The sequence below is a fragment of the Terribacillus saccharophilus genome, from assembly GCF_046592595.1.
Classification (GTDB): Bacteria; Bacillota; Bacilli; order Bacillales; family Amphibacillaceae; genus Terribacillus; species Terribacillus saccharophilus_C.
The window spans coordinates 240,395-260,234 of sequence record NZ_JAWVPF010000005.1; the positions used below are offsets into that span (position 1 = coordinate 240,395).

A 19,840-nucleotide genomic window follows, 5' to 3' on the forward strand; every position below is an offset into this window, starting at 1 on the left:
TCTGCTTGAAGGCCTGTTTTCTATTTATTCAGTACACCCATAAGTTCAGGCAGCCATAGACTCAGTGCCGGAATATAGGCTACTGCAAGAAAAGCAAGGAACACAGGAATGTAGAACAATAGCAATGGCTTTGTCATTTGTTCTACTGTGACATTGCCGACTTTGGATCCAATAAAGAGCACCGTTCCGACTGGCGGTGTGATCGTACCAATCGCAAGTCCCATCGACATGATTGTACCGAAATGGACTGGATCGACACCGAACTCCAACGCAACAGGCAGCAGGATCGGCGTAAAAATCAGCAATGCTGGTGCAATATCCATAAAGGTTCCGACAAACAGCAGAATCAGGACAATAATCAGCATCAGCACTGCTGCATTACCGCTGAAATCAAGTATGCCGGATGAAAGCATCTGCGGCAGCTTGGAGTACGATAGTATCCAGGACATAGCTCCTGACGCTCCGATCAACAGCAGGATAACACCCGAGAACATGACTGTATCACGAAGAATCACCGGGATATCCTTCCACTTAAGGCTGCGGTAAATCAAGCTAAGCACCACTGCATAGAGGATTGCTATGGCCGCTCCTTCTGTTGCCGTAAAGACTCCAAAAGAAATTCCGCCAATAACAACTACAATCAGCATCAGACTCGGAATGGCATCCAGGACTACCTTTGCCGCCTGCGAGAAACGAATTGGTTCCGATACTGTATAGCCCTGCCTCTTTGCAACTATGTAAGCAGTCACCATGATCAAGACAGACATGAGGATACCAGGCAAATAACCAGCAATGAACAATGCACCAATCGATGTACCTCCGCTGAGAACAGAGTATAAAATCGGGGTGCCACTTGGCGGGATAATCAAACCAGCTGGTGCAGAAGCTACGTTGACGGCTGCTGAATAAGAGGGATCATAGCCTTCTTTCTTCTGCATTGGCGCCATGATTTTACCCATTGTTGCAGCGGATGCAATGGCTGATCCAGACAGGGCTCCGAAAAGCGTATTCCCAATGACATTCGTATGCGCCAAGGAACCAGGAAGTCGCCCTGCCAGCAGCTTGGCCAAATTGATCAGACGCAAAGCGATACCACCAGTGTTCATGATGCTTCCTGCCAATGTGAAGAAGACAAGGGATAACAGAACAAAACTATCGATACCTGCTACAAATTGCTGTGAAACAACCATTAAAATCTCATCAAATGGCAGCAGCATCGCACCAGCTGCCAGCGACGACAGGCCAATGCTGATTGCGATAGGAACACCAAAGAAAATCAAGAGAAAGAACAAAGCGAATAAGACGATACCCGCAAGAACGACACTCGTCATGCTGCGTCCCTCCCTCTTGCTGCTTCTTTGCGTGCCATCAGTCGATTTGTGACTATATAATATACGCTCAGCAAACCAGATAATGGCAAAGCAGCATATACATAGCCCATCGGCAGACCGAGAACCGGTGAAGTTTGCGTCATGGATACAAGCATCAGCTGTGTCCCGCCGATAATAAAGACGATCAACATGAACACCAGTACTGTGACTTCAATAATCAGCTCAGCAGCCTTTTTATCCTTAGCATGCTTCCATTTGGACATCAAGAACGTCAGCGCAATATGTTCTTTCACACCAAATGCATAACTGGCTCCAAGCAACCCGACCCAAATGAAGGAAAAACGCAACACCTCTTCCGTGAACACGCTTGGATTCTGCAGGACAAATCGAGTGAAGACCTGCCATATTGCACCTGCGACTAAGAAGACGGTCAGCGTACAAGTCACGAGCAAAATGCATCTATCAACCCAATACCGTACTTTTTCCACCTTGTTCAGCTCCTCTTCATTTACTGTAACGCCGCGATGTCATCCAGTACTTTCGCCACTTCTGGATCTTTTCGCCTTTCTTCAATCAGCGGCTTCACCAACTCCTTGAAAGGCTCCTGATCAAGCTCATTAAAGGTAACGCCCATTTCATCCTCGGCTTTCTTGATGCTTTCTTCGATGAGCTTGTCCCAGCGTGCATTGTGATTGTCCGACGATATTGCAGCAGACTCTTCTACAGCTTGCTGCTGTTCTGGACTAAGACTATCCCATGTCTTCTCACTCATAATAAGAAAATCCGGGATGCGTGTATGTTCGTCGTAAGAAAAGTATTTGGCTACTTCACCATGGTTCGCATCGGTAAGTGCAATCGGACTGCTTTCTGCCCCGTCAATGACACCTTGCTGCAGGCCTGTATACACTTCCGGTGCAGGGAGCGGTGTCGGAGAAGCTCCAAGCAGTTCCATCGTCCGGATTGATGTTGTATTCGTCATTGTTCGTATTTTCAGTCCATTCAAATCTTCTGGCTTTTCAATCGGCGTGTCTGCTGTGTAGAAGCTTCTCGCCCCGGCATCGTAATAAGCGATTCCATGCAAACCGATTGCCTCCAGCTCTTCGTAAAGATTCTTCACAATATCAGATTGCATGACTCGTTTAAAATGCTCTTCATCCTCGAATACATAAGGCAAGCTGAAAACAGAGAAATCGGCATAGAAGCTTTCCAGCACTCCGCCATTTACTTTAGCCATGTCGACTACCCCATTTTGTACAAGCTCAAGCATTACCCTTTCGTCACCAAGACCGCCTTCGGTATAGATATCCGTCGTCAGCACTCCATTTGTTCGCTGTTTCAGCTCCCCGCTGAATTCTTCCAGACTGGCATACACTGGACTATTTGGGTTATGAATATGTCCCATCGTCAGCTTCCTCGTCTCCTGGCCTGCAGCATCTGTAGCTGGAGCTACAACCATCAGCACAACTATGCCAAGCAGCAAAACAGCAAGAATTAGCCACGTTGTTTTTGCTCGATTCATGTTTGACCCTCCACAATATATTGTAAAGCGCTTACAATTAACTGCACGCAACAGGCAGTGATCAGACGCTCCCCTTTTCGAGTGTCTGGATCACACCTTGTTTAGCCGGTTTACTCCACGGTATTTGCAATTCATATGGCAGTTTCCCACTCATAAAACATGCGTTCATCGTCTGTTCTAAATCGATGACAGCTCGAAGTCTTTCTGCTGTCTGATCGATTGCTTCCCTGGGGAAAGGCTGCCCTGCTGGAATATTCTCGTGTAATGTCTCGATGATAGCTGCATGGCCCAATGCTGTCTCATATGTGCATGGAATATCCCTGCCATCCGTGAGTGCAGCGATGCAATAATCCAGTTTATCCAGATGATTGGTCTGTGGATTTCCATAGATCTTTTCCTGCCCATCTTCTCCGTACGCCGTGATAATGCCTTGATCGAGATTGCAATCATACACAATATAGCCTTTTTCGAAGGTATACAAGAATTGGGGGCCTTGCTCTGTTGCCGTTGCATGCGATCCATAAAAAAGCAGCTCGCATCCTGATTCTGTTTGCAAACGGATGGCACATGTATCAAAGGTTTCAATGTCATTTGCCCGATACAGCTCGGCTTCCAGCTGTTTGACGCTCACCGTCTCCTGCAGCTCATGTCCGAGCACGAAAAGCATATTATGGATGAAATGAGCAGCCGCATTATTGGCTACACTGTCGCGGATTGGCCGTCCATCCGCTGCCGTCAGCTTCCCCGACCAGGATGAACGGGAAAAGTATGCTTCATCCCTCGGCCAGAGCACCATTGTTTTCAGCTGCTTCGGCTTTCCAAAGAGCCCATTCTGGATATCTTTCTTAAGCTCTAGAATCGGGGCAGTGAATGACCAGTTGAAACCAATCGCAGCCCACTTTCCTGACTCCGAGACAGCCTGCTCCCACTTCACTTGATCCTGCATATCGGCAAAAATCGGTTTTTCACAAAGTACATTTGAGCCATGGCGAAGCGCAAACACCGCCTGCTCGGTATGCAAATGAATAGGAGTGGCAATGATGGCTAAATCTGCTCTGTTTTCCTGATAGAAAGCATCCATTGCAGAAAATATCGGAATACCACGCTGTTTTACTTGTTCCAAAAGACTGCTTTTTTCCGGATGGATTTCCACGATACCCGCGAATGTGATGTCCTCCCGCTTCAGCAATGCTTCCAAGTAATGCTCACCGTATCCATTCATCCCGATTAATACGACCGCTTGCTTCATCATTTTTCCCCTACCTTTGTCAGGCTGATCGCCTGTTCCTGTGCTTGGATTGCCAGAGCCGCAGCCCGAAAAGTATGTTCCTGGGTCATTGCTGTTTCCGTCCCATACTGACAATCGGTGATCAATTGTCTGAAATAAGGAACTCCTACCTTTCCTTCTGCCGAGAAATACACTTCCTCCCGATCCGTGACCACATAGAGATGATTTCCTTCTGCCGAACGCGCTACATCCGTGTATTTTCGCAGTTCCACATACCCGTTTGTGCCGTGCAGCACCGTTCGTCCGTCTCCCCAGACCCGAAGTCCATCGGGCGTGAACCAGTCAACACGAAAATATTGGCTGACACCTGTGTTCGCAACAAGTGTTGCATCACCGAAATCCTGCCATGCACCATACTGGGGATGCGCATAATTTGCTACCTTGCTATGCAGTACCTCTGCTTCTTGAGTTCTTGCATAGTGAAGCAGCTGCTCAATCTGATGGCTGCCGATGTCACAAAGAATACCGCCATTTTGCTGCGGATCGAAAAACCATTCCGGCCTTGTATCCGCCTGCAGCCGGTGGGGCCCAGAACCTGTCAGCTGAAAGAGTTCTCCAATCAGCCCTTCTTGTATAATACTATCTGCCAGCAGCGCCGCTTCTACAGCCAGTCGCTCACTATAAAACACTGCCCATTTCTTTCCTGTACGGCGCACCGCTTCCTCAGCTGCATGCAATTGGGATAGTTTTGTAAAAGGCGCCTTAGCAGAAAGGAAATGCTTATTATGCTCCAGCACTTGAACCCCTAACATACAGCGTTCAGATGGCACAATACTTGTCGCAACCAAATCCACCTCGCTATGCAGAATCTGGGATAACTCTGAGACAACTTCTCCTGTTTGGAATTTCTGATGAAGAGCATTTGCCCGATAGTGATTCTTGTCATAAATATGCATCAGCTGTGCCCCTGCGTCCAAGAGTCCTTGCACCATGCTGTGGATATGCGGATGATCCACCCCCGCCACAGAAAAAGTGAAAGGCGCTGTTATCTCTATGTCGGCTGCTTTTGCAGCTTCTTGAGCCAACTCCTCCAATTGATTCAGCAGTGCCATTATTCAGCTCCCCTTTTTATACATGTGCCTGATAGCATTGCTTCATTTGATGAAGCACCTCATCGCCTGGCTGATCCCATATCTCCTGATTGATGATTTCTACCTCTATGGGTCCTTGATAGCCTGCATCCTCCACCATGCTGCGCATCTCGCGCAAATTGATAACTCCATCCCCCATCATGGCTCGCCCTTTGAACATATCCTTCATCGGCACCTTCCAATCTGACACGTGGAATCCCAGTATCTTACCCTTAGCCCGATTAATCTGGTGACGCAGCTCTGGATCCCACCATACATGGAAGGCATCGACCACTACTCCAAGATGATCGGATTGCAGCTTCTCTGCCAAGGTGTTCGCCTGACCTAGTGTATTGATGACAGAACGATCTGCTGCATACATCGGATGAAGCGGCTCGATTCCTAGCTTTACCCCCATCTCTTCCGCATAAGGAAGAATCGCTTCTATTCCTGCCTCCACCCAATGACGGCCTTGAGCGATATTTTTGTCAGCAGCCGGACCGCACACGAGTACAAGCACATCTGTCCCCAACGTCTTTGCATCCTCTATTGCCCGTTTGTTATCATCTATACGCTGCTGTCTCTCATGCTCTGTAGCTGCCGGAAACATGCCTCCGCGACAAAGGCTGGACACGCGCAATCCGTATTCCGTCAATAGCTTTTTTGCTTCTTTAACGCCGATTGCCTCAAGCTTGTGCCGCCAAATGGATATCCAGTGGATATCATGACGGGCACAGCCTTGTATCGCTTCGGTCAGTGACCAGTTTTCTGTCGTAATCTGATTCAGACTGAGAAGCTGCAGATCCGCTTTTGTCATGACATCACCTTCTGTTCAATACCAGCAATCTTCAGTACGAGCTGCATCCGTTCTGCTGCAAGAGTCGGATCCACCAAGACGCCCGCTTGATCAGCAAGCCTGAATAGCTCACTCAAATGGAGCACCGACCGTGCTCCTTCTGCTCCGCCGATCATCCGAAAATGTGATTGGTACCCATTTAAATATGCCAGAAAGACAACACCCGTTTTGTAGGCATATGTTGGTGTCTCAAAGATATGCCTTGCAAGCGGCACCGTCTTATCGAAGATTTCCCGATACTGGACAGAATCATCTGCATCCAGTGCGCGCAGTGCCTCAGAAGCTGCTGGTGCAATCGCATCAAAGATACCGAGCAACGCATGGCTGTATTGCTCTCCATCCCCCTGAATCAGCTCTGGGTAATTAAAATCGTCTCCTGTATACATCCGAACCGATGCAGGAAGCTTAGCTCGCATCTCAATTTCTTTGTCTTTATCAAGCAAAGAAATCTTTATACCGTCGATCTTTCCTTCGTTCTGGTGAATCAGTTCCAAACAGTCATCCATCGCCCGGCTGATTGTCTCCGATCCCCAGTAGCCAGTTAATTTCGGATCAAACATCGGTCCGAGCCAGTGGAGGATAACTGGTTTTTGCACTCCGTCAAGCACATGCCCGTATACGTCCTTATAATCCGATGCCGATCGGGCACTGGCAGCAAGCGCACGGCTTGCCATCAGGATGATCCGGCTTCCGGTCCCTTCAACAAATGTACACTGTTCTTCGTATGCCTGCTTTATTTCTGCAATCGTATTCGTACTGTCAGCTGGCAAATGATCTGTCCCGGCTCCAGAAGCAAGCAATGCTTTCTCTTTTTTCGCTTCCTCTGCACTTATGCTGATCAGTTCTTTCGCCATCTCATATGTGAGCCCCATGCCTCGCTGCGCCGTATCCATTGCCTCCGCCACACCGAAACCAAGCTTCCACAGCGCTTTTCGGTAAGCCAACGTGGCATCCCAATCAATCGCCCCGCCTAAGATAGGGTGTGCTTCAGATTTCGCATCCGCAACTACATGAGCGGCAGAATAAGCTGTCCTTGTCCGGAAGGCTCCTTCTGTCGGATAAGTGGAAGCTGGATGAACCAATGTATAAGCCTCCAATGAACGACCTTGCTTCGGTAAAAGAATCGTTGTCATGCTGCTTCCCCCTTTATACTTCCAGACTCGGAACAGTGACCCATTTCTTCTCGCGCCATGCTTCCAGCCCCAAATCGGACAGCTGGGTACCTTTTGCCCCCTCCAGCAAGTCCCATGGGAATGCCGCACCTTCTTCCACATGCTTCAGAAACAGTTCCCATTGGATCTTGAATCCATTGTCGTACGTACGATTTTCCGGTAATGTCTCCCACTGGGACCTGAAATCAATTGCATTAGGTATATCCGGATTCCAAACAGGCTTCGGTGTTGTGACACGGTGCTGGACCTTGCAATCCCGCAGACCGGCTACCGCACTTCCCAAGGTTCCATCTACTTGGAAGGTAACTAGATCATCACGATCGACTCTTGTCGTCCAAGAAGAGTTAGCCTGCACAACTATCCCATTCTTAAGTGCAAAAATTGCATATGCCGCATCATCTGCTGTTGCTTTATAACGGTTGCCATCTTCATCCACCCGGTATGGAATATGTGTGGCACCAAGACAAGTCAAACTATCGATTTCCCCGAAAAGATGGTCGATGACATATCGCCAATGTGCGAACATATCAACAATGATTCCACCGCCATCCTCAGCTCGGTAATTCCAGCTCGGGCGCTGCGCTTCCTGCCAGTCGCCTTCGAATACCCAATAGCCAAAGTCCAGCTTTACCGACAAGATCTCCCCAAAGTAATCACTGTCGATCAGGTGCTTCAGTTTCAGCAATCCAGGAAGGAAAAGCTTATCTTGTACGACCCCGTTTTTCACACCGTGCTCGCGAGCCAATCTCGCAAGTTCCAAAGATCCTTCCAAGCTGGTGGCCGTCGGTTTCTCACAATAGATATGCTTACCCGCTTCAATCGCCTGCTTGATACTAGCTTCCCGTCTATTGGTCGTTTGTGAATCAAAGTAAATCACGTTATAGCTGTCAGCCAAGGCTGCCCCTAAATCGGTACTGTAGCGCTCTACACTATTCTCACGGGCAAGTTTTGCGAGCTTCTCTTCATTCCGTCCGACAAGAATAGGATCCGGCAGCAGACGGTCTCCGTTCGAAAGCAGCACACCGCCTTCAGCACGGATCGCCGCAATGGATCGGATAAGATGCTGATTCGTTCCCATTCTTCCTGTTACACCGTTCATGATTATCCCAATTTTTTTCGTCGCCATCCTTACGCCCTCCTATTATCCTTATTAAAGACAGTATAAGTAAAGCGTTTACATTTTTCTTATCATTCTTTTCTGAAATTCTCAATTTCGGAAATCATCTGTTGTCCGCCGGTAGACATTCGGTGTTACACCGACATATTTTTTAAAGACACGATAAAATGTCGAGACCGCTTCAAAACCTACTTCAAAGCAGATGGATACAATCTCTCTGTCGGATTCACGCAGCATTTTCTTCACCTTCAGCAGCCGGACCTCTGTCAGGAACTGGTATGGTGTTGTATCATACATTTCTTTAAAAATCTGATTCATGTACCGGCTGCTTACGCCAGCTTTGGCTGCCACTTCTTCCATACTGGCAATCTCAAAATATCGTGTTTCCAAGTGATGCTTGAGCCACTTCGCCCGTCTTGTATTGGTATCCTGTGTCGTATCTTCCTGCTGCAAAATAGCAATCTGATAAAGTACCTGTGCAAGCAGGAGCTTCAGCCCAATTACGTGAATCGGATGATTCTGGGATTGCTCAAACAGCATCTTACGCAACAGCTGACGCAGCTCACTGCTTTCGAAAAGAGATAGATTCAACACACGCGACACAGCGAAAACCGGCTCGACGAGATACGAAACGACATCGTCTGTTAAATGTCTGATATCGAATTCCAGCACGAGTACCGTCATCTTCGAATGAGCTTGGATTGCATGCTCTGTATGCGGAGAGATAAGAACGATACTATCAGGCTGCAGCTTCTGGCTACTGCTATCCAATTCACATCTTCCTTCTCCATCCAGGACATAAAGCAACTGATGTGTATCATGCTGATGCCTGGCTACCTCATTCTTCTCCTGATGCTTATTTTCATAAAGTCTGATCATCTTGTCTGCTTACCTCCAATAAAAAAAGCCGGGATGCATAGGAGGCATCCCGGCCTTTTCTTACTTTATTCCATCTATCAAGCTTCCAGCATCGGAAGCTGTTCCTGTTCCAGGATGCGCATTTCAATCATAAGGATCTGATGGTTATCCATTTCGATAACTTCCCACTCATTTCCTGCAACATCCACCACAGTCGTTTGTGAATCCACTTCGTCGTTCTTAACGAAAATCCAGCCGCCAATGGTATCGACATCCTCGCGATTGTCGAATACAGAGCCGAATTGATCCTCCAGATCATCCAGCAGTACACGGCCATTGATATGATACGTGCGTTCAGATACTTCCTGGATATCCGGTACTTCATCTTCATCAAATTCGTCATGGATCTCCCCGACGATCTCTTCTAAGATGTCCTCCATCGTCAGGATACCTGCGGTTCCGCCGTATTCATCCACTACGAGTGCAATATGCACGCGTTCTGTCTGCATTTTCAAAAGAGCATCCTGCAAGGATGTCCCTTCATGGATAAGCGGCAGCACATGGATGAAGTTAGGCAGACTTTGTCTTCTGCCCGCCGCAAAATCCGTCAGCATTTCCTTCACATTGACGAATCCAATGATATGATCCTTATCGCCATCCTCTGTCACAAGGTAACGTGTGAACTGATGTTCATCAATGATTTCAATCACTTCTGCAGCGGTCATGGATTTCTCCAACGTTACCACCTGCGTACGCGGAACCATGATGTCCTTCGCCACACGCTCATCGAATGTGAAAATGTTTTCCATATAACTAAGCTCTGTTTTGTTGATTTCACCACTTTGATAGCTTTGCGTCATGATAATACGCAGTTCCTCTTCCGAGTGTGCCGATTCGTGTGCAGCCGGCTTCACACCGAACAGCTTCAGGAATACTCGAGCAGAACCATTCAGCAAGTAAATGAATGGAGCCATCAGCTTACCGAACCAATACAGCGGCGGACCTAGAATTAATGTCAATTGCTCTGTGTACTGGATTGCCAATGTCTTCGGTGCCAATTCACCAATCACGACGTGCAGGAAAGTGACTGAAGCAAATGCGATTGCATAAGAAAGCACTGTCGATAAGGAATCAGAAAGCCCAAACTCGTGGAACAGCGGATGCAGCATCTTCTCAACTGTAGGTTCACCTAATGCACCTAGTACAAGTGCTGTTACCGTGATACCCAGCTGGCAGGCTGACAAGTAATAATCAAGATTATTCACTAGCTTACTGACAATGATTGCTCGTTTGTTGCCCTCTGCCACAAGCTGGTCGATCCGGGACATACGTACCTTCACGACTGAGAATTCCGCACCTACGAAAAAGGCCGTAAAAATGATGAATAACACTACTAAACTTAAATTAATGACTATTGATGGGTCCAATTAATTCCCTTCTTTAAGTGAAGGGACTCACCTCGCTTATTTGTTTGATAGTTTACAAGCAGATTAATAAAATAGCTGCGACACCTCGACGAGGAGCAGCGCCAGCAAAACTTCTGTTATACAAGGTTGTTATTCTCAGCAAAGCCTTCCCAATGCAATCTCCTCCTTCTCTTAGCGTCTACGCTAAAATCTGTACTTGCCTATCATCTTTCGCGCATTTCTCATTGGCGAACACGAGCTTTGTCTGCAGCTCATAGACCATTGTGCCAGAGGTGGGTTCCAGGTCCTCCGGCAAACGGAATGTGAAAGGCTTCTTCATTTGCTCATTCGATTTCAATTGCTTGGACATAAAAATGCTTAATACATTCTTTATATTCACTATTTTATCGTTTGCGCTGTTTTTTATAACTAAATCACAATCTAATCTGTTCAAATTCTGATCCTTCCAGCCTCCTAGAAGCTGAAAATGACCCTCGATTTTTTCTCCTGCATGATAGCTTGCCTGATTGAGTTCGAGCTTGATGGATGGTGCCCGCAGCTGCATCAGTTCTAAGCATTTCTTCAACACGGAAATAATTCCTCCATTTGAGTGTAGTAAACGAAAAAGACCCCCACAGAGTGAAGGTCCCGTCTGTAATCAGCCTTCACCAAATTGGCAAAGGTCTGGCAAACAACTTGACGTTGTCAGTTAAACCGGCGATAGCAAGCTATCACGTATTGTCGACTTAACTGGAAGCTACTCCCCTTTGGAGCAATCACAATCCTATTCTATTAATCTGCAATATAGTGTACATGATTGTTGGTTTTCTGTCAATATACCCCAAATCACATGCGGTTTACGGGATATGTGGCAGAGGCGAAGTAACGCTCATGAAGGATATGATGGTGATGACGTTCATGACCAAGCATCACATACGCCAGCGCCCGAACAGATGTGACATGACCGTTAGCCATCCCTTGTCTGATCCAATCCTGATCATACAATGACTCAAGAAGAGCAATCGTAGATGCCCGCACTGCCTTGTATTGTGCCAAAAGACTCGCTACTGTCATTTCTGTGAATCTCGCCTGCAGCACATAGGAATCTTCATGAAACCCTGGCAGCGGTGTTACATCTCCGCGGGCAATGGTAAGCAGGCGATAAGTCATGATCCTTTCTGTGTCTGTCAGATGGCCAATCACTTCCTTGATCGTCCATTTCCCTGCATCGTACGCGAAGCCGGCTTGCTCGTCAGTCAATCCTTGCAGAATATTGGAGGTCTGCCTTTCCTGTTCCTTGAATAAAGCTACTATATTTCCCTCTGGCACAAGTTTCATGTAATCTTGGAAATAAGCAGGATATTCCGTTGTACTAGGTCTCTCTTGCATGTAATCACCTTTTCTCTTTATATGATTTCGACAAGGCTGGAAAAAAATGAAGAGCTTTATAGTTGACGATATAGCTATTTTCCCGAAAGGTAAAGAAAACAGTCCCTGTTACGTTAAAAATAGCCAGAAAGCAGGAAAATCCGAGAGTGCATTTACGGAGGATGGACTAGCTTTTTTACTAATTTTATGCACCTACTCCCGGGTTCGTGCGTATGATAACTGTACAAGCCCTTGTTCCTAAGAAAAGGAGTGCTGGAAATGGCTGATTTTGAGCAGATTGCTGAACAGATTCACATGTCTGGTTCTGATACGATGCCCCAATTGACAGCGTATCCTTCCTCTCTCGTGCTGATCGGGACCGGCAGGAGCGCATTTGCATTCCGCCTTACAGAATCTTCCAAAGTAATGAAGGTATTTTTCCCTGCCTTCCGTCATATTGCAGCGGAAGAAGCGGAAATCTATAAAACACTTGAGAGCAACCACTTCTTTCCGGCTCTTCACGCAGCTGGAAACGGCTATTTGGTAATGGATTATATTCCTGGCCATACGCTGTACGATTGCCTCCGTGCGGGGATCCCCATAACAGACCATCATATAGCCGACATTGACAATGCTCTGGCCGGGGCAGAAGCTAAAGGATTGAATCCATCCGACATTCATCTGCGGAACATCCTGATTACCCCAGATGGAAATATCCGATTAATTGATCCTGCCCGATTCCGCCAGCAAAAGCATTGCACGCAATGGGAAGACCTTCACCGAGCCTATGAGAAATTCTACAAAAAGAAGCTTTTTCCGAAAAAGGTACCCGGCCCTTTCCTGGAGCTGATAGCCTTCCTTTACAAAAGAAGGAAATCCTTCACTATTCAAGCACCAACGAATAAAGCCATTCACTAAAGGAGAGATGAATATGACAATCACCATATCCCAAGCAGAAGCATACCAAATTGAACGTATTGCCCATAGCGGCCTAGGAAGGGAAAAAACCGCCAAGCTAATTGAAGCAGGTGAATGGAGTACAATTAAGGACAGCTATCCAAAAGCCGACCCAGAAATGCTGCAAACACAGAAAAGCAAATTAACATCCGCCTTGCAAGAGGGCTACAGCATTTCCTTCCCTACCTTCAATGGTGTACGGAACCTTCTGCATCTTCGCTTTGGTTTAGAGGAAGGCAAGGATTATGCAGTAGATGACAAGTCCGTACAGGGGTTGAAGGCAGATGAAGCAACAGCCGCCGTTTTACGTACGATGTTTGAGCCATTGTGGAAAGTGGAAGCAAACAGCGGACAACTGTCTATCATCCATATAAGCAAGCTATAAAAAAACTGCCGACGCACTAGTGCGTCGGCAGTTTCTATTCCACAAAAGGAATCTTTCTTATTTTACAGCTTCTTTAAAATCTTTACCCGCTTTGAAAGCTGGCGCTTTAGATGCAGGGATTGTGATTTCTTCGCCTGTCTGCGGATTACGGCCAGTACGTGCTGCGCGCTCTCTCACTTCAAAAGTACCGAAGCCTACAAGCTGTACTTTCTCTTCTTTTGCAAGTGTTTCAGAGATTGTTTCAAGTAGTGCATCAACTGCTTTGCTTGCATCTTTTTTAGATAGTTCTGCTTGTTGTGCTACTGCTTCTACTAATTCTGCTTTGTTCATGAAAAACACCTCATTTGATAAATTTATACATAACCTTCACCTGATGTAAAAGCTGTATGTTTGAGTTTAATATGCAGGAACATACTGTCCCCGTATTTCCTTATTATAGCATGCATCCCTGTGTTCATGGCTATTAATCTGCATTCTTAACATTGCTGCAACAGCATTTTCACAGGTTTTCCATTTAGGAGATAAGAACTGGATGATACAGTTATTCCCATTAAACAGAATCATAACCCTATTAAGTTGTTGTGTGCAAAGATTTCACATGTTCTTTCACTTTTTGGATATTTGCCATCTTATTGTCCCAGCACTTCTGACTGAGGTCGACAGGATATTCCTCCGGTGCTTTTGGACGTTTATACTCATCCCATAGAAGAGATAGATTATCTTTTGCATAAGCCTTGATATCTTCGATAGCCGGAAGCTCGTATACAAGCTTGCCATCTTGGAATATCGTCTGATGCAGATCCACTGCATCATAATTCGTCACGAACTTGCTAACATACGTATGGACTGGGTGGAACATCTTCAGGTGATCCTCTTCCTGCGGATTTTCATCCTCCATCGCGATATAGTCGCCTTCGGATTTTTTATTGATCCGATTGACGATCCGGTAAACCTTTTTCAAACCTGGAGTCGATACTTTCTCAGGATTGGCACTGATCTTGATTGTATCCTGCATAGCACCATCATCCTCGATGCTCACCATTTTATAGACCGCGCCTAAAGCCGGCTGATCATAAGCCGTGATCAGCTTCGTGCCTATTCCCCAGATGTCTATTTTGGCTCCTTGGGATTTCAAGCTCTGAATCGTTTCTTCGTCCAAATCATTTGACGCTGAAATCTTCGTATCAGTAAAGCCGGCATCATCCAATGCTTTCCGGGCTTTCTTGGATAAGTACGCCAAGTCTCCGCTATCAAGTCTGATTGCAGTAAACTTGATTTTATCCCCTTGTTCTTTCGCAACCCGGATGGCATTTGGTACACCAGAACGAAGCGTATCATATGTGTCGACAAGGAATGTACAATTCGTATGACGCTCTGCATACTTCGTGAATGCTGTGTATTCATCACGGTAAGCCTGAATCATCGAATGTGCTAATGTCCCAGCTACCGGAATACCGAATTTCTTGCCTGCACGGACATTTGAAGTTGCTTCAAACCCGCCAATATAGGCTGCTCTTGTACCCCAGACGGCTGCATCCAGCTCATGTGCACGACGGCTGCCCATCTCCAGTGCAATCTCATCGCCAACCAAAAGCTTGATTCTGGATGCCTTCGTCGCGATCAGCGTCTGGTAATTGACGATATTCAAAATTGCCGTCTCCACCAACTGTGCCTCAGCCAGCGGTGCCTCGATCCGCATAAGCGGTTCGTTGCTGAAGACAAGCTCTCCTTCTACAACAGAATAGACAGTTCCTGTAAAGCGCAAATTCTTCAGATAAGCCAGGAAGTCATCCCCGTATCCAAGCTTATCTCTCAAGTAGGCCAAATCACTCTCTGTGAAACGGAACTGCTGCAAATATTCTATAACGCGTTCCAATCCTGCAAATATGGCAAAGCCATTACCGAACGGCAGCTTGCGGAACGAAACCTCGAACACTGCCTTTCTTTCATGGATCCCATCACTCCAATATGTCTCCGCCATATTGATTTGATAAAGATCTGTATGTAAAGTCAGTCCATCATCTGGATATTGCGAACTCATGCTTGAAACCTCCACTAATCAGCCCGTGCTTCTGACAGCTGTTTTCCCGTATCCGTTTACATTAGGAAACGAGTATCTTATTTGTTCCATCTATTGTACCGCAAAAATGGTAAAAAACATAAAAAAAAAGCCGAAAAACATCAAGAGATGCTTTCGGCAGCGATGTTAATGTATATGCTGAATACCCGCTATATGGATTATCATTCGTTTCTTTTCGTCATTTTCCAGGCAAAGCGTTTGGTCCAAGAGATTCAGATTATGATATCTTCCGGTAAAGGTATGCAGCATGCCGTTCTCATAATAGGAGATCGTCATATCACCCGTTTCCTTAAGCGCTTTCAAGATCATTCTCAGCCTCTCCTTTCTGTATACCTCCCACTTTATACTGTTAGTATACGCCATAAAGTAACCGCTTACACATAACAGTGTGACCAATTTGTGAAGTTTTATACATAAAGAAAGGTATCTTTCAAATCTTATTTTCCAAGGAAAGATTTCTTTTAGAATGATTGAGATATCCGTAATGTTTTACATATATTGTAAACGGTTTGTTCGATATTTGTTTCTCCATTGGCCAGTGCCTCTGACAATTCCATCACGCCCGGCATGATACTGAACACAGCATCTATTCCATGGTCAAACACCGCTTCGCTGCCTTCCCCTACATTCCCGGCAATAGCAATGACCGGTACCCCGTATTGTTTTGCCGTTTTAGCTACTCCGATCGGTGTTTTCCCGAAGATCGTCTGACCATCTATTTTCCCTTCACCCGTTATAACCAGATCTGCGTCCTTCATATGATCTGCCAATCCTGTCGCTTCTTTAACAATGGTGATGCCGCTCTTTAGTTCTGCTGGCAAAAACGCCACTAATCCTGCTCCTAGTCCACCTGCAGCTCCTGCACCTGGCAGCTGGTCAATCTTTTTGCCGACAGTCTGTTCCACTTTTGCAGCGTAATGTGCGAGTATGTCATCCAATTGGCGGACCATTTTGCCGTTTGCACCTTTTTGTGGTCCGAACACAAAGGATGCGCCGTTTTCACCCGTCAGCGGGTTCTCCACATCGCAAGCCACCTCCACTTGGATATGCTGCCAGCGCGGATCTACTCCGTCCACCTTTACTCCAGAAAGCTCTTTTAATGCCAATGGACCGTCTTGCAGCTGCTTTCCTTCTGCATCCAGGAATTCCACTCCAAAAGCAGCTGCCATACCTGCACCGCCATCATTTGTTGCACTGCCTCCAAGACCAATGATGATATGCTCTGCTCCTGCTTGTAATGCTGCCAGCATCAATTCGCCTGTTCCGCGTGTCGTAGCCCGAAACGGATCCCGTTTGTCACGCGGTACAAGATGCAGGCCTGATGCCTCGGCCATTTCAATAACAGCTGTTTTTCCATCACCAAGCATACCAAATACCGCCGTTACTTTATTGCCAAGGGGTCCTGTCACTTCCTGTGTATGCAGCTTGCCATGTGTTGCGTCAACCAGTGATTGCACAGTCCCTTCACCGCCATCCGCCATCGGGACCTTCACGATTTCTGCGTCCGGCATCGCCCGGAGAATCCCTCGTTCACATGCAGCTGCCGCTTCCAGGGCTGTCATACTCTCCTTAAAGGAGTCAGGAGCTACGACAATCTTCATAGCGCAGCTCCTGCCTTCTCCTCCAGCACAAGAGAATATTCGCCTACCTGATCTTTTTCATACAGATTCGTGATACTTGTGCTGTACTGTTTGATCGCTGCCTCAAAAGCAATGTTTTCTTCCGGAACTTCCACTTGGAAATCGTCTTTATACAACAGCACAGCAACATCATGATAAGCCTCACTTGTCACTGGGAACTTAAAGCTGATTTCGTTCATTTCCTTCCCATTTTTCGTAACATATTTATGTTCATAGTCATAAGCCGCCAATTCCATGCCATTCACTACAACTTTTTTATTCATATCATCTCTCCTTTTCCAATTAGTGTATCACCTCTTTGCTTTGGAATACAAAAGCTGCGCATGACATTAAAGCTTTGTGTAATAACGGATGCTATCCCGGAGAAAATGAGCTGCTCCTTCTCGAATTTTATTTTCATAATAAGCTGCGAATCGTTCATCCTCGACATACATCTCCGCTAAACCTGCATGTGCTTCTTTGGAGTAGGCAGACCAAGTGAATGACAGCCATTCCCGATGCAGTTCAGCTGCGTGCAATGCTTCTGGTCCTGTTGGATCCCCTGCCTGCATTGCAGTCTTCAGCCTTTCGAATAAACGCTGCTCGACTTCGTTCATTTTCTTGTACTGTTCCTCCGTCAAACCGCGGAACTTTTGATTGGAAGCTTCCACTGCTTCTTTGCCATATGCTTCTCTGATTTCTTCTCCATAATTGGCTTCATTTTCAGCAATTTTCTGTTCCTTGAAACCTTTAAATTTCTCACTATCGGACATCGTTACCTTCCTTTCCATTGCTTGAATGCTTTTCTCGACGTTTCCAAGAAGCATACGGATATGCTCCTGCTTTTTCAATAAACGGTCACGGTGCTCTTCCAAAGCTTTCTTCCTATCGAAATCCGGAGAATAAATAATGGTCTTGATTGTATCCAGTTCCACATCCAACTCCCTAAAAAAAAGAATTTGCTGCAGCAGATCCACCTCTTTTTCCGTATAAATCCGATAACCGCTCGCATTGATTTCAGCTGGATGCAGCAAACCGATTTGATCATAATAACGCAATGTTCTTTTGCTCACACCAGCAAGCTCTGCCAGCTTATGAACGGTGTATGTCATCATGCTAACCTCCTTCTGCTTTACACGATAAACGGTGACGCAGCGTAAACCGCAAGTCTTTTTTTAAAGAAAAAAGACAAACCGATAGAATCAGTTTGTCTTCAATGTGCTCCGCCACACAGACGGAGGAAGCTGGCCTTCTCGCAAGGTATTGATAAGTGGATAAGGCTGCAAATCCAGCTCTTCGAATTCTTCATTGGTTGCCCAGAAGAATCGCAGATGCGGCTCTTGACTCTCGATTTGCTCCTCATCAATCACCGTCTCAAACACATGCGTCAGTTCAAAGTGCATCGTATCGTCATGCTGCCAGCTGTGTTCGAAGTCACCGAGAAAGCTGATTATCTTCCCCTTAACACCAAGCTCCTCCTGCAGCTCACGCAGCAAGGCGGTTTCAGCACCTTCTCCAATTTCCACATGACCGCCTGGCAGGAAGCTGTTTTGCCATCCTTCCGCCTTAGCCAGCAGGATACTGTCTCCTTTTCGGATCACAGCACGGGCAAGCCGGTGGAACTCTTTCTTTTTCATATGGTAATCTCCTTAGAAGAAATCATAGATGTACGGTTCACGCCTTGGGATACTTTGCTCGAATTTCCTAATCATTTCCTCTGGTCCGTCTATCAACCCCGCCTGCCAAAGGACAAGCGGACGCTTGTAACCAAACGCAATGGCGGAAAGCATGTTGATGGATAGCTTAATGCCTTTCGTCTCTGATGAGATTTCTGTGTTTTCGTCTTTAAAAGTAAACGTATCGTTATTTTCCCGAATGATTGTATCCTCTACGTGCAGCACAACACCCGCAGGACTTCCTTGCCAATCGTATTTCTCAAAGAAGGCAGGCACATCTAAAATACGCGCCATAAAGTACGGATAATGCTTCACCTCAAGCTGCGGATCCGGCAGCATAAAGATAAGCGGATCATGTGGTGGCAGGTCCAACTTTACTTCCTCAAACATGGAATCATGCTGCGCAAGGAAGTTCCACAGGCCAATGCGTGCTTCAGCATTGAGCGCAATAAACTGTGACACATCCAGCATGTCTCGCGAAGAAATCTCATAAATGATATACCCTTGCGCCTTGCCGTCAGAGTCCCGATACAGGGCAATAAAATCATGGTCACGGTATACCCGATACTTCCACCAAAAGTCCTCACGCGCAAGCATACCGCTGTATGTAGAGGAGTAAGCATTGTAGATATCTTCAATTTCCTGTGCATGTTCCTCTTTCTTTATACGCTCAATTGTGCCGTCAACCGGTGCCAGACGTATGAGATCCTTTTTCTTCAATGTATAAATCGTTCGGTCCGCGAATAACTCGTACCCAAACCTGCGATAGAAATCGACGTAGAATGGATGCAGCATCGAAACGGGCATCCCTTGCTCGCGCATGTGATAAAGCGTATCAGTTAATAGTCGCTTTATATATCCATTCCGGCGATATTCCGGATAAGTAGCTACCCCGGCAATCCCGCCCATCAGCATTGTCTGCTCACCAAGTTTGATCGAAAGCGGCAGCAGCTGCAGCTTAGCAGCAAGCTTCCCTTTTTCCTTGATACCAAAAAGCTGCTGGTGCTGATCCATCTGCTCCAGTCTTGCGTCTCGCTTATCCTCCGGTATGCGGTACCGGAAAGCATACTCCGACATCATCATTGCCGCTTCCAAATCCTGCTTCTGTAACCGTTCTGTCTGCATCCTGATCCCTCCT

At 46.5% G+C, this 19,840-nt stretch carries 22 protein-coding genes; 2 read left to right on the forward strand and 20 right to left on the reverse strand.

Annotated elements, in window-relative coordinates:
* Positions 1-20: 20 nt before the first annotated feature.
* The 12 genes from SFC25_RS10490 to SFC25_RS10545 all read right to left on the reverse strand — a co-directional run bounded on the left by SFC25_RS10490 (position 21) and on the right by SFC25_RS10545 (position 12,006).
* Complete coding sequence (locus tag SFC25_RS10490; protein ID WP_411215217.1) at positions 21-1,331, reverse strand: TRAP transporter large permease; 1,311 nt, start codon at positions 1,329-1,331, stop codon at positions 21-23.
* Positions 1,328-1,819: a TRAP transporter small permease gene (locus SFC25_RS10495; protein ID WP_411215218.1), complete on the reverse strand. Its 492-nt coding sequence runs from the start codon at positions 1,817-1,819 to the stop codon at positions 1,328-1,330. Before SFC25_RS10495 ends, SFC25_RS10490 begins: the two co-directional genes overlap by 4 nt.
* A gap of 20 nt (positions 1,820-1,839) precedes the next feature.
* Complete coding sequence (locus SFC25_RS10500) at positions 1,840-2,850, reverse strand: TRAP transporter substrate-binding protein (protein WP_411215219.1); 1,011 nt, start codon at positions 2,848-2,850, stop codon at positions 1,840-1,842.
* A gap of 61 nt (positions 2,851-2,911) precedes the next feature.
* On the reverse strand, positions 2,912-4,102 hold the full coding sequence (locus tag SFC25_RS10505) for a Gfo/Idh/MocA family protein (protein ID WP_411215220.1): 1,191 nt from the start codon (positions 4,100-4,102) through the stop codon (positions 2,912-2,914).
* Entirely contained in the window at positions 4,099-5,190 is a 1,092-nt protein-coding gene (locus SFC25_RS10510; protein ID WP_411215221.1) for a Gfo/Idh/MocA family protein, read from the reverse strand. The genes SFC25_RS10505 and SFC25_RS10510 overlap by 4 nt, the downstream gene beginning before the upstream one ends.
* Positions 5,191-5,206: 16 nt before the next feature.
* Complete coding sequence (locus SFC25_RS10515) at positions 5,207-6,025, reverse strand: sugar phosphate isomerase/epimerase family protein (RefSeq protein ID WP_411215222.1); 819 nt, start codon at positions 6,023-6,025, stop codon at positions 5,207-5,209.
* On the reverse strand, positions 6,022-7,197 hold the full coding sequence (locus SFC25_RS10520; protein ID WP_411215223.1) for a dihydrodipicolinate synthase family protein: 1,176 nt from the start codon (positions 7,195-7,197) through the stop codon (positions 6,022-6,024). The genes SFC25_RS10515 and SFC25_RS10520 overlap by 4 nt, the downstream gene beginning before the upstream one ends.
* Positions 7,198-7,210: 13 nt before the next feature.
* A complete protein-coding gene (locus SFC25_RS10525) occupies positions 7,211-8,362 on the reverse strand; it encodes a Gfo/Idh/MocA family protein (RefSeq protein WP_411215224.1) in 1,152 nt (383 codons plus the stop codon).
* Positions 8,363-8,443: 81 nt separating this feature from the next.
* Positions 8,444-9,232 carry a helix-turn-helix domain-containing protein gene (locus SFC25_RS10530; RefSeq protein WP_411215225.1) on the reverse strand — a complete coding sequence of 263 codons (789 nt, stop codon included), beginning with the start codon at positions 9,230-9,232 and terminating at the stop codon, positions 8,444-8,446.
* 77 nt (positions 9,233-9,309) lie between these two features.
* Positions 9,310-10,638, reverse strand: a complete 1,329-nt coding sequence (locus SFC25_RS10535) for a hemolysin family protein (RefSeq protein WP_411215226.1) — start codon at positions 10,636-10,638, stop codon at positions 9,310-9,312.
* A 178-nt stretch (positions 10,639-10,816) separates the two neighbouring features.
* Positions 10,817-11,206: a sporulation protein gene (locus SFC25_RS10540; protein ID WP_411215227.1), complete on the reverse strand. Its 390-nt coding sequence runs from the start codon at positions 11,204-11,206 to the stop codon at positions 10,817-10,819.
* A gap of 257 nt (positions 11,207-11,463) precedes the next feature.
* Positions 11,464-12,006, reverse strand: a complete 543-nt coding sequence (locus tag SFC25_RS10545; protein ID WP_411215228.1) for a DinB family protein — start codon at positions 12,004-12,006, stop codon at positions 11,464-11,466.
* A gap of 258 nt (positions 12,007-12,264) precedes the next feature.
* On the opposite strand from SFC25_RS10545, the gene SFC25_RS10550 reads away from it, so the two are divergent.
* Both SFC25_RS10550 and SFC25_RS10555 read left to right on the forward strand, forming a co-directional pair.
* Positions 12,265-12,903: a protein kinase family protein gene (locus SFC25_RS10550; RefSeq protein WP_411215229.1), complete on the forward strand. Its 639-nt coding sequence runs from the start codon at positions 12,265-12,267 to the stop codon at positions 12,901-12,903.
* Between the two features lie 13 nt (positions 12,904-12,916).
* Positions 12,917-13,327, forward strand: a complete 411-nt coding sequence (locus tag SFC25_RS10555; protein WP_411215230.1) for a hypothetical protein — start codon at positions 12,917-12,919, stop codon at positions 13,325-13,327.
* A gap of 57 nt (positions 13,328-13,384) precedes the next feature.
* Here SFC25_RS10555 and SFC25_RS10560 read toward each other — a convergent pair whose 3' ends face one another.
* The 8 genes from SFC25_RS10560 to SFC25_RS10595 form a co-directional block, all read right to left on the reverse strand.
* Positions 13,385-13,657 (reverse strand): HU family DNA-binding protein, encoded by a 273-nt coding sequence (locus tag SFC25_RS10560; protein WP_038557662.1) that lies wholly within the window; start codon positions 13,655-13,657, stop codon positions 13,385-13,387.
* A 241-nt stretch (positions 13,658-13,898) separates the two neighbouring features.
* Positions 13,899-15,368: a nicotinate phosphoribosyltransferase gene (locus SFC25_RS10565; RefSeq protein WP_411215231.1), complete on the reverse strand. Its 1,470-nt coding sequence runs from the start codon at positions 15,366-15,368 to the stop codon at positions 13,899-13,901.
* A 165-nt stretch (positions 15,369-15,533) separates the two neighbouring features.
* A complete protein-coding gene (locus tag SFC25_RS10570) occupies positions 15,534-15,716 on the reverse strand; it encodes a YolD-like family protein (protein ID WP_095224488.1) in 183 nt (60 codons plus the stop codon).
* 152 nt (positions 15,717-15,868) lie between these two features.
* Complete coding sequence (locus SFC25_RS10575) at positions 15,869-17,008, reverse strand: glycerate kinase (protein ID WP_411215232.1); 1,140 nt, start codon at positions 17,006-17,008, stop codon at positions 15,869-15,871.
* Positions 17,005-17,310 carry a DUF3219 family protein gene (locus tag SFC25_RS10580; protein ID WP_411215233.1) on the reverse strand — a complete coding sequence of 102 codons (306 nt, stop codon included), beginning with the start codon at positions 17,308-17,310 and terminating at the stop codon, positions 17,005-17,007. The genes SFC25_RS10575 and SFC25_RS10580 overlap by 4 nt, the downstream gene beginning before the upstream one ends.
* A 66-nt stretch (positions 17,311-17,376) precedes the next feature.
* The gene (locus SFC25_RS10585; RefSeq protein WP_411215327.1) at positions 17,377-18,138 is read right to left on the reverse strand and encodes a MerR family transcriptional regulator; all 762 of its coding nucleotides are present in this window, start codon (positions 18,136-18,138) and stop codon (positions 17,377-17,379) included.
* A gap of 90 nt (positions 18,139-18,228) precedes the next feature.
* Positions 18,229-18,663: an NUDIX domain-containing protein gene (locus SFC25_RS10590; protein WP_411215234.1), complete on the reverse strand. Its 435-nt coding sequence runs from the start codon at positions 18,661-18,663 to the stop codon at positions 18,229-18,231.
* 12 nt (positions 18,664-18,675) lie between these two features.
* A complete protein-coding gene (locus SFC25_RS10595) occupies positions 18,676-19,827 on the reverse strand; it encodes a GNAT family N-acetyltransferase (protein ID WP_411215235.1) in 1,152 nt (383 codons plus the stop codon).
* Positions 19,828-19,840: the final 13 nt, after the last annotated feature.

Excerpts from the sequence above, each read along its gene's own strand:
- SFC25_RS10500 (WP_411215219.1), bottom strand. The coding sequence starts at position 2,850 with ATGAATCGAGCAAAAACAACGTGGCTAATTCTTGCTGTTTTGCTGCTT.
- SFC25_RS10570 (WP_095224488.1), bottom strand. The coding sequence starts at position 15,716 with ATGATCTTGAAAGCGCTTAAGGAAACGGGTGATATGACGATCTCCTAT.
- SFC25_RS10525 (WP_411215224.1), bottom strand. The coding sequence starts at position 8,362 with ATGGCGACGAAAAAAATTGGGATAATCATGAACGGTGTAACAGGAAGA.
- SFC25_RS10490 (WP_411215217.1), bottom strand. The coding sequence starts at position 1,331 with ATGACGAGTGTCGTTCTTGCGGGTATCGTCTTATTCGCTTTGTTCTTT.
- SFC25_RS10590 (WP_411215234.1), bottom strand. The coding sequence starts at position 18,663 with ATGAAAAAGAAAGAGTTCCACCGGCTTGCCCGTGCTGTGATCCGAAAA.
- SFC25_RS10575 (WP_411215232.1), bottom strand. The coding sequence starts at position 17,008 with ATGAAGATTGTCGTAGCTCCTGACTCCTTTAAGGAGAGTATGACAGCC.
- SFC25_RS10585 (WP_411215327.1), bottom strand. The coding sequence starts at position 18,138 with ATGACATACACCGTTCATAAGCTGGCAGAGCTTGCTGGTGTGAGCAAA.
- SFC25_RS10565 (WP_411215231.1), bottom strand. The coding sequence starts at position 15,368 with ATGAGTTCGCAATATCCAGATGATGGACTGACTTTACATACAGATCTT.
- SFC25_RS10560 (WP_038557662.1), bottom strand. The coding sequence starts at position 13,657 with ATGAACAAAGCAGAATTAGTAGAAGCAGTAGCACAACAAGCAGAACTA.
- SFC25_RS10510 (WP_411215221.1), bottom strand. The coding sequence starts at position 5,190 with ATGGCACTGCTGAATCAATTGGAGGAGTTGGCTCAAGAAGCTGCAAAA.
- SFC25_RS10550 (WP_411215229.1), top strand. The coding sequence starts at position 12,265 with ATGGCTGATTTTGAGCAGATTGCTGAACAGATTCACATGTCTGGTTCT.
- SFC25_RS10545 (WP_411215228.1), bottom strand. The coding sequence starts at position 12,006 with ATGCAAGAGAGACCTAGTACAACGGAATATCCTGCTTATTTCCAAGAT.
- SFC25_RS10555 (WP_411215230.1), top strand. The coding sequence starts at position 12,917 with ATGACAATCACCATATCCCAAGCAGAAGCATACCAAATTGAACGTATT.
- SFC25_RS10520 (WP_411215223.1), bottom strand. The coding sequence starts at position 7,197 with ATGACAACGATTCTTTTACCGAAGCAAGGTCGTTCATTGGAGGCTTAT.
- SFC25_RS10530 (WP_411215225.1), bottom strand. The coding sequence starts at position 9,232 with ATGATCAGACTTTATGAAAATAAGCATCAGGAGAAGAATGAGGTAGCC.
- SFC25_RS10515 (WP_411215222.1), bottom strand. The coding sequence starts at position 6,025 with ATGACAAAAGCGGATCTGCAGCTTCTCAGTCTGAATCAGATTACGACA.
- SFC25_RS10505 (WP_411215220.1), bottom strand. The coding sequence starts at position 4,102 with ATGATGAAGCAAGCGGTCGTATTAATCGGGATGAATGGATACGGTGAG.
- SFC25_RS10595 (WP_411215235.1), bottom strand. The coding sequence starts at position 19,827 with ATGCAGACAGAACGGTTACAGAAGCAGGATTTGGAAGCGGCAATGATG.
- SFC25_RS10580 (WP_411215233.1), bottom strand. The coding sequence starts at position 17,310 with ATGAATAAAAAAGTTGTAGTGAATGGCATGGAATTGGCGGCTTATGAC.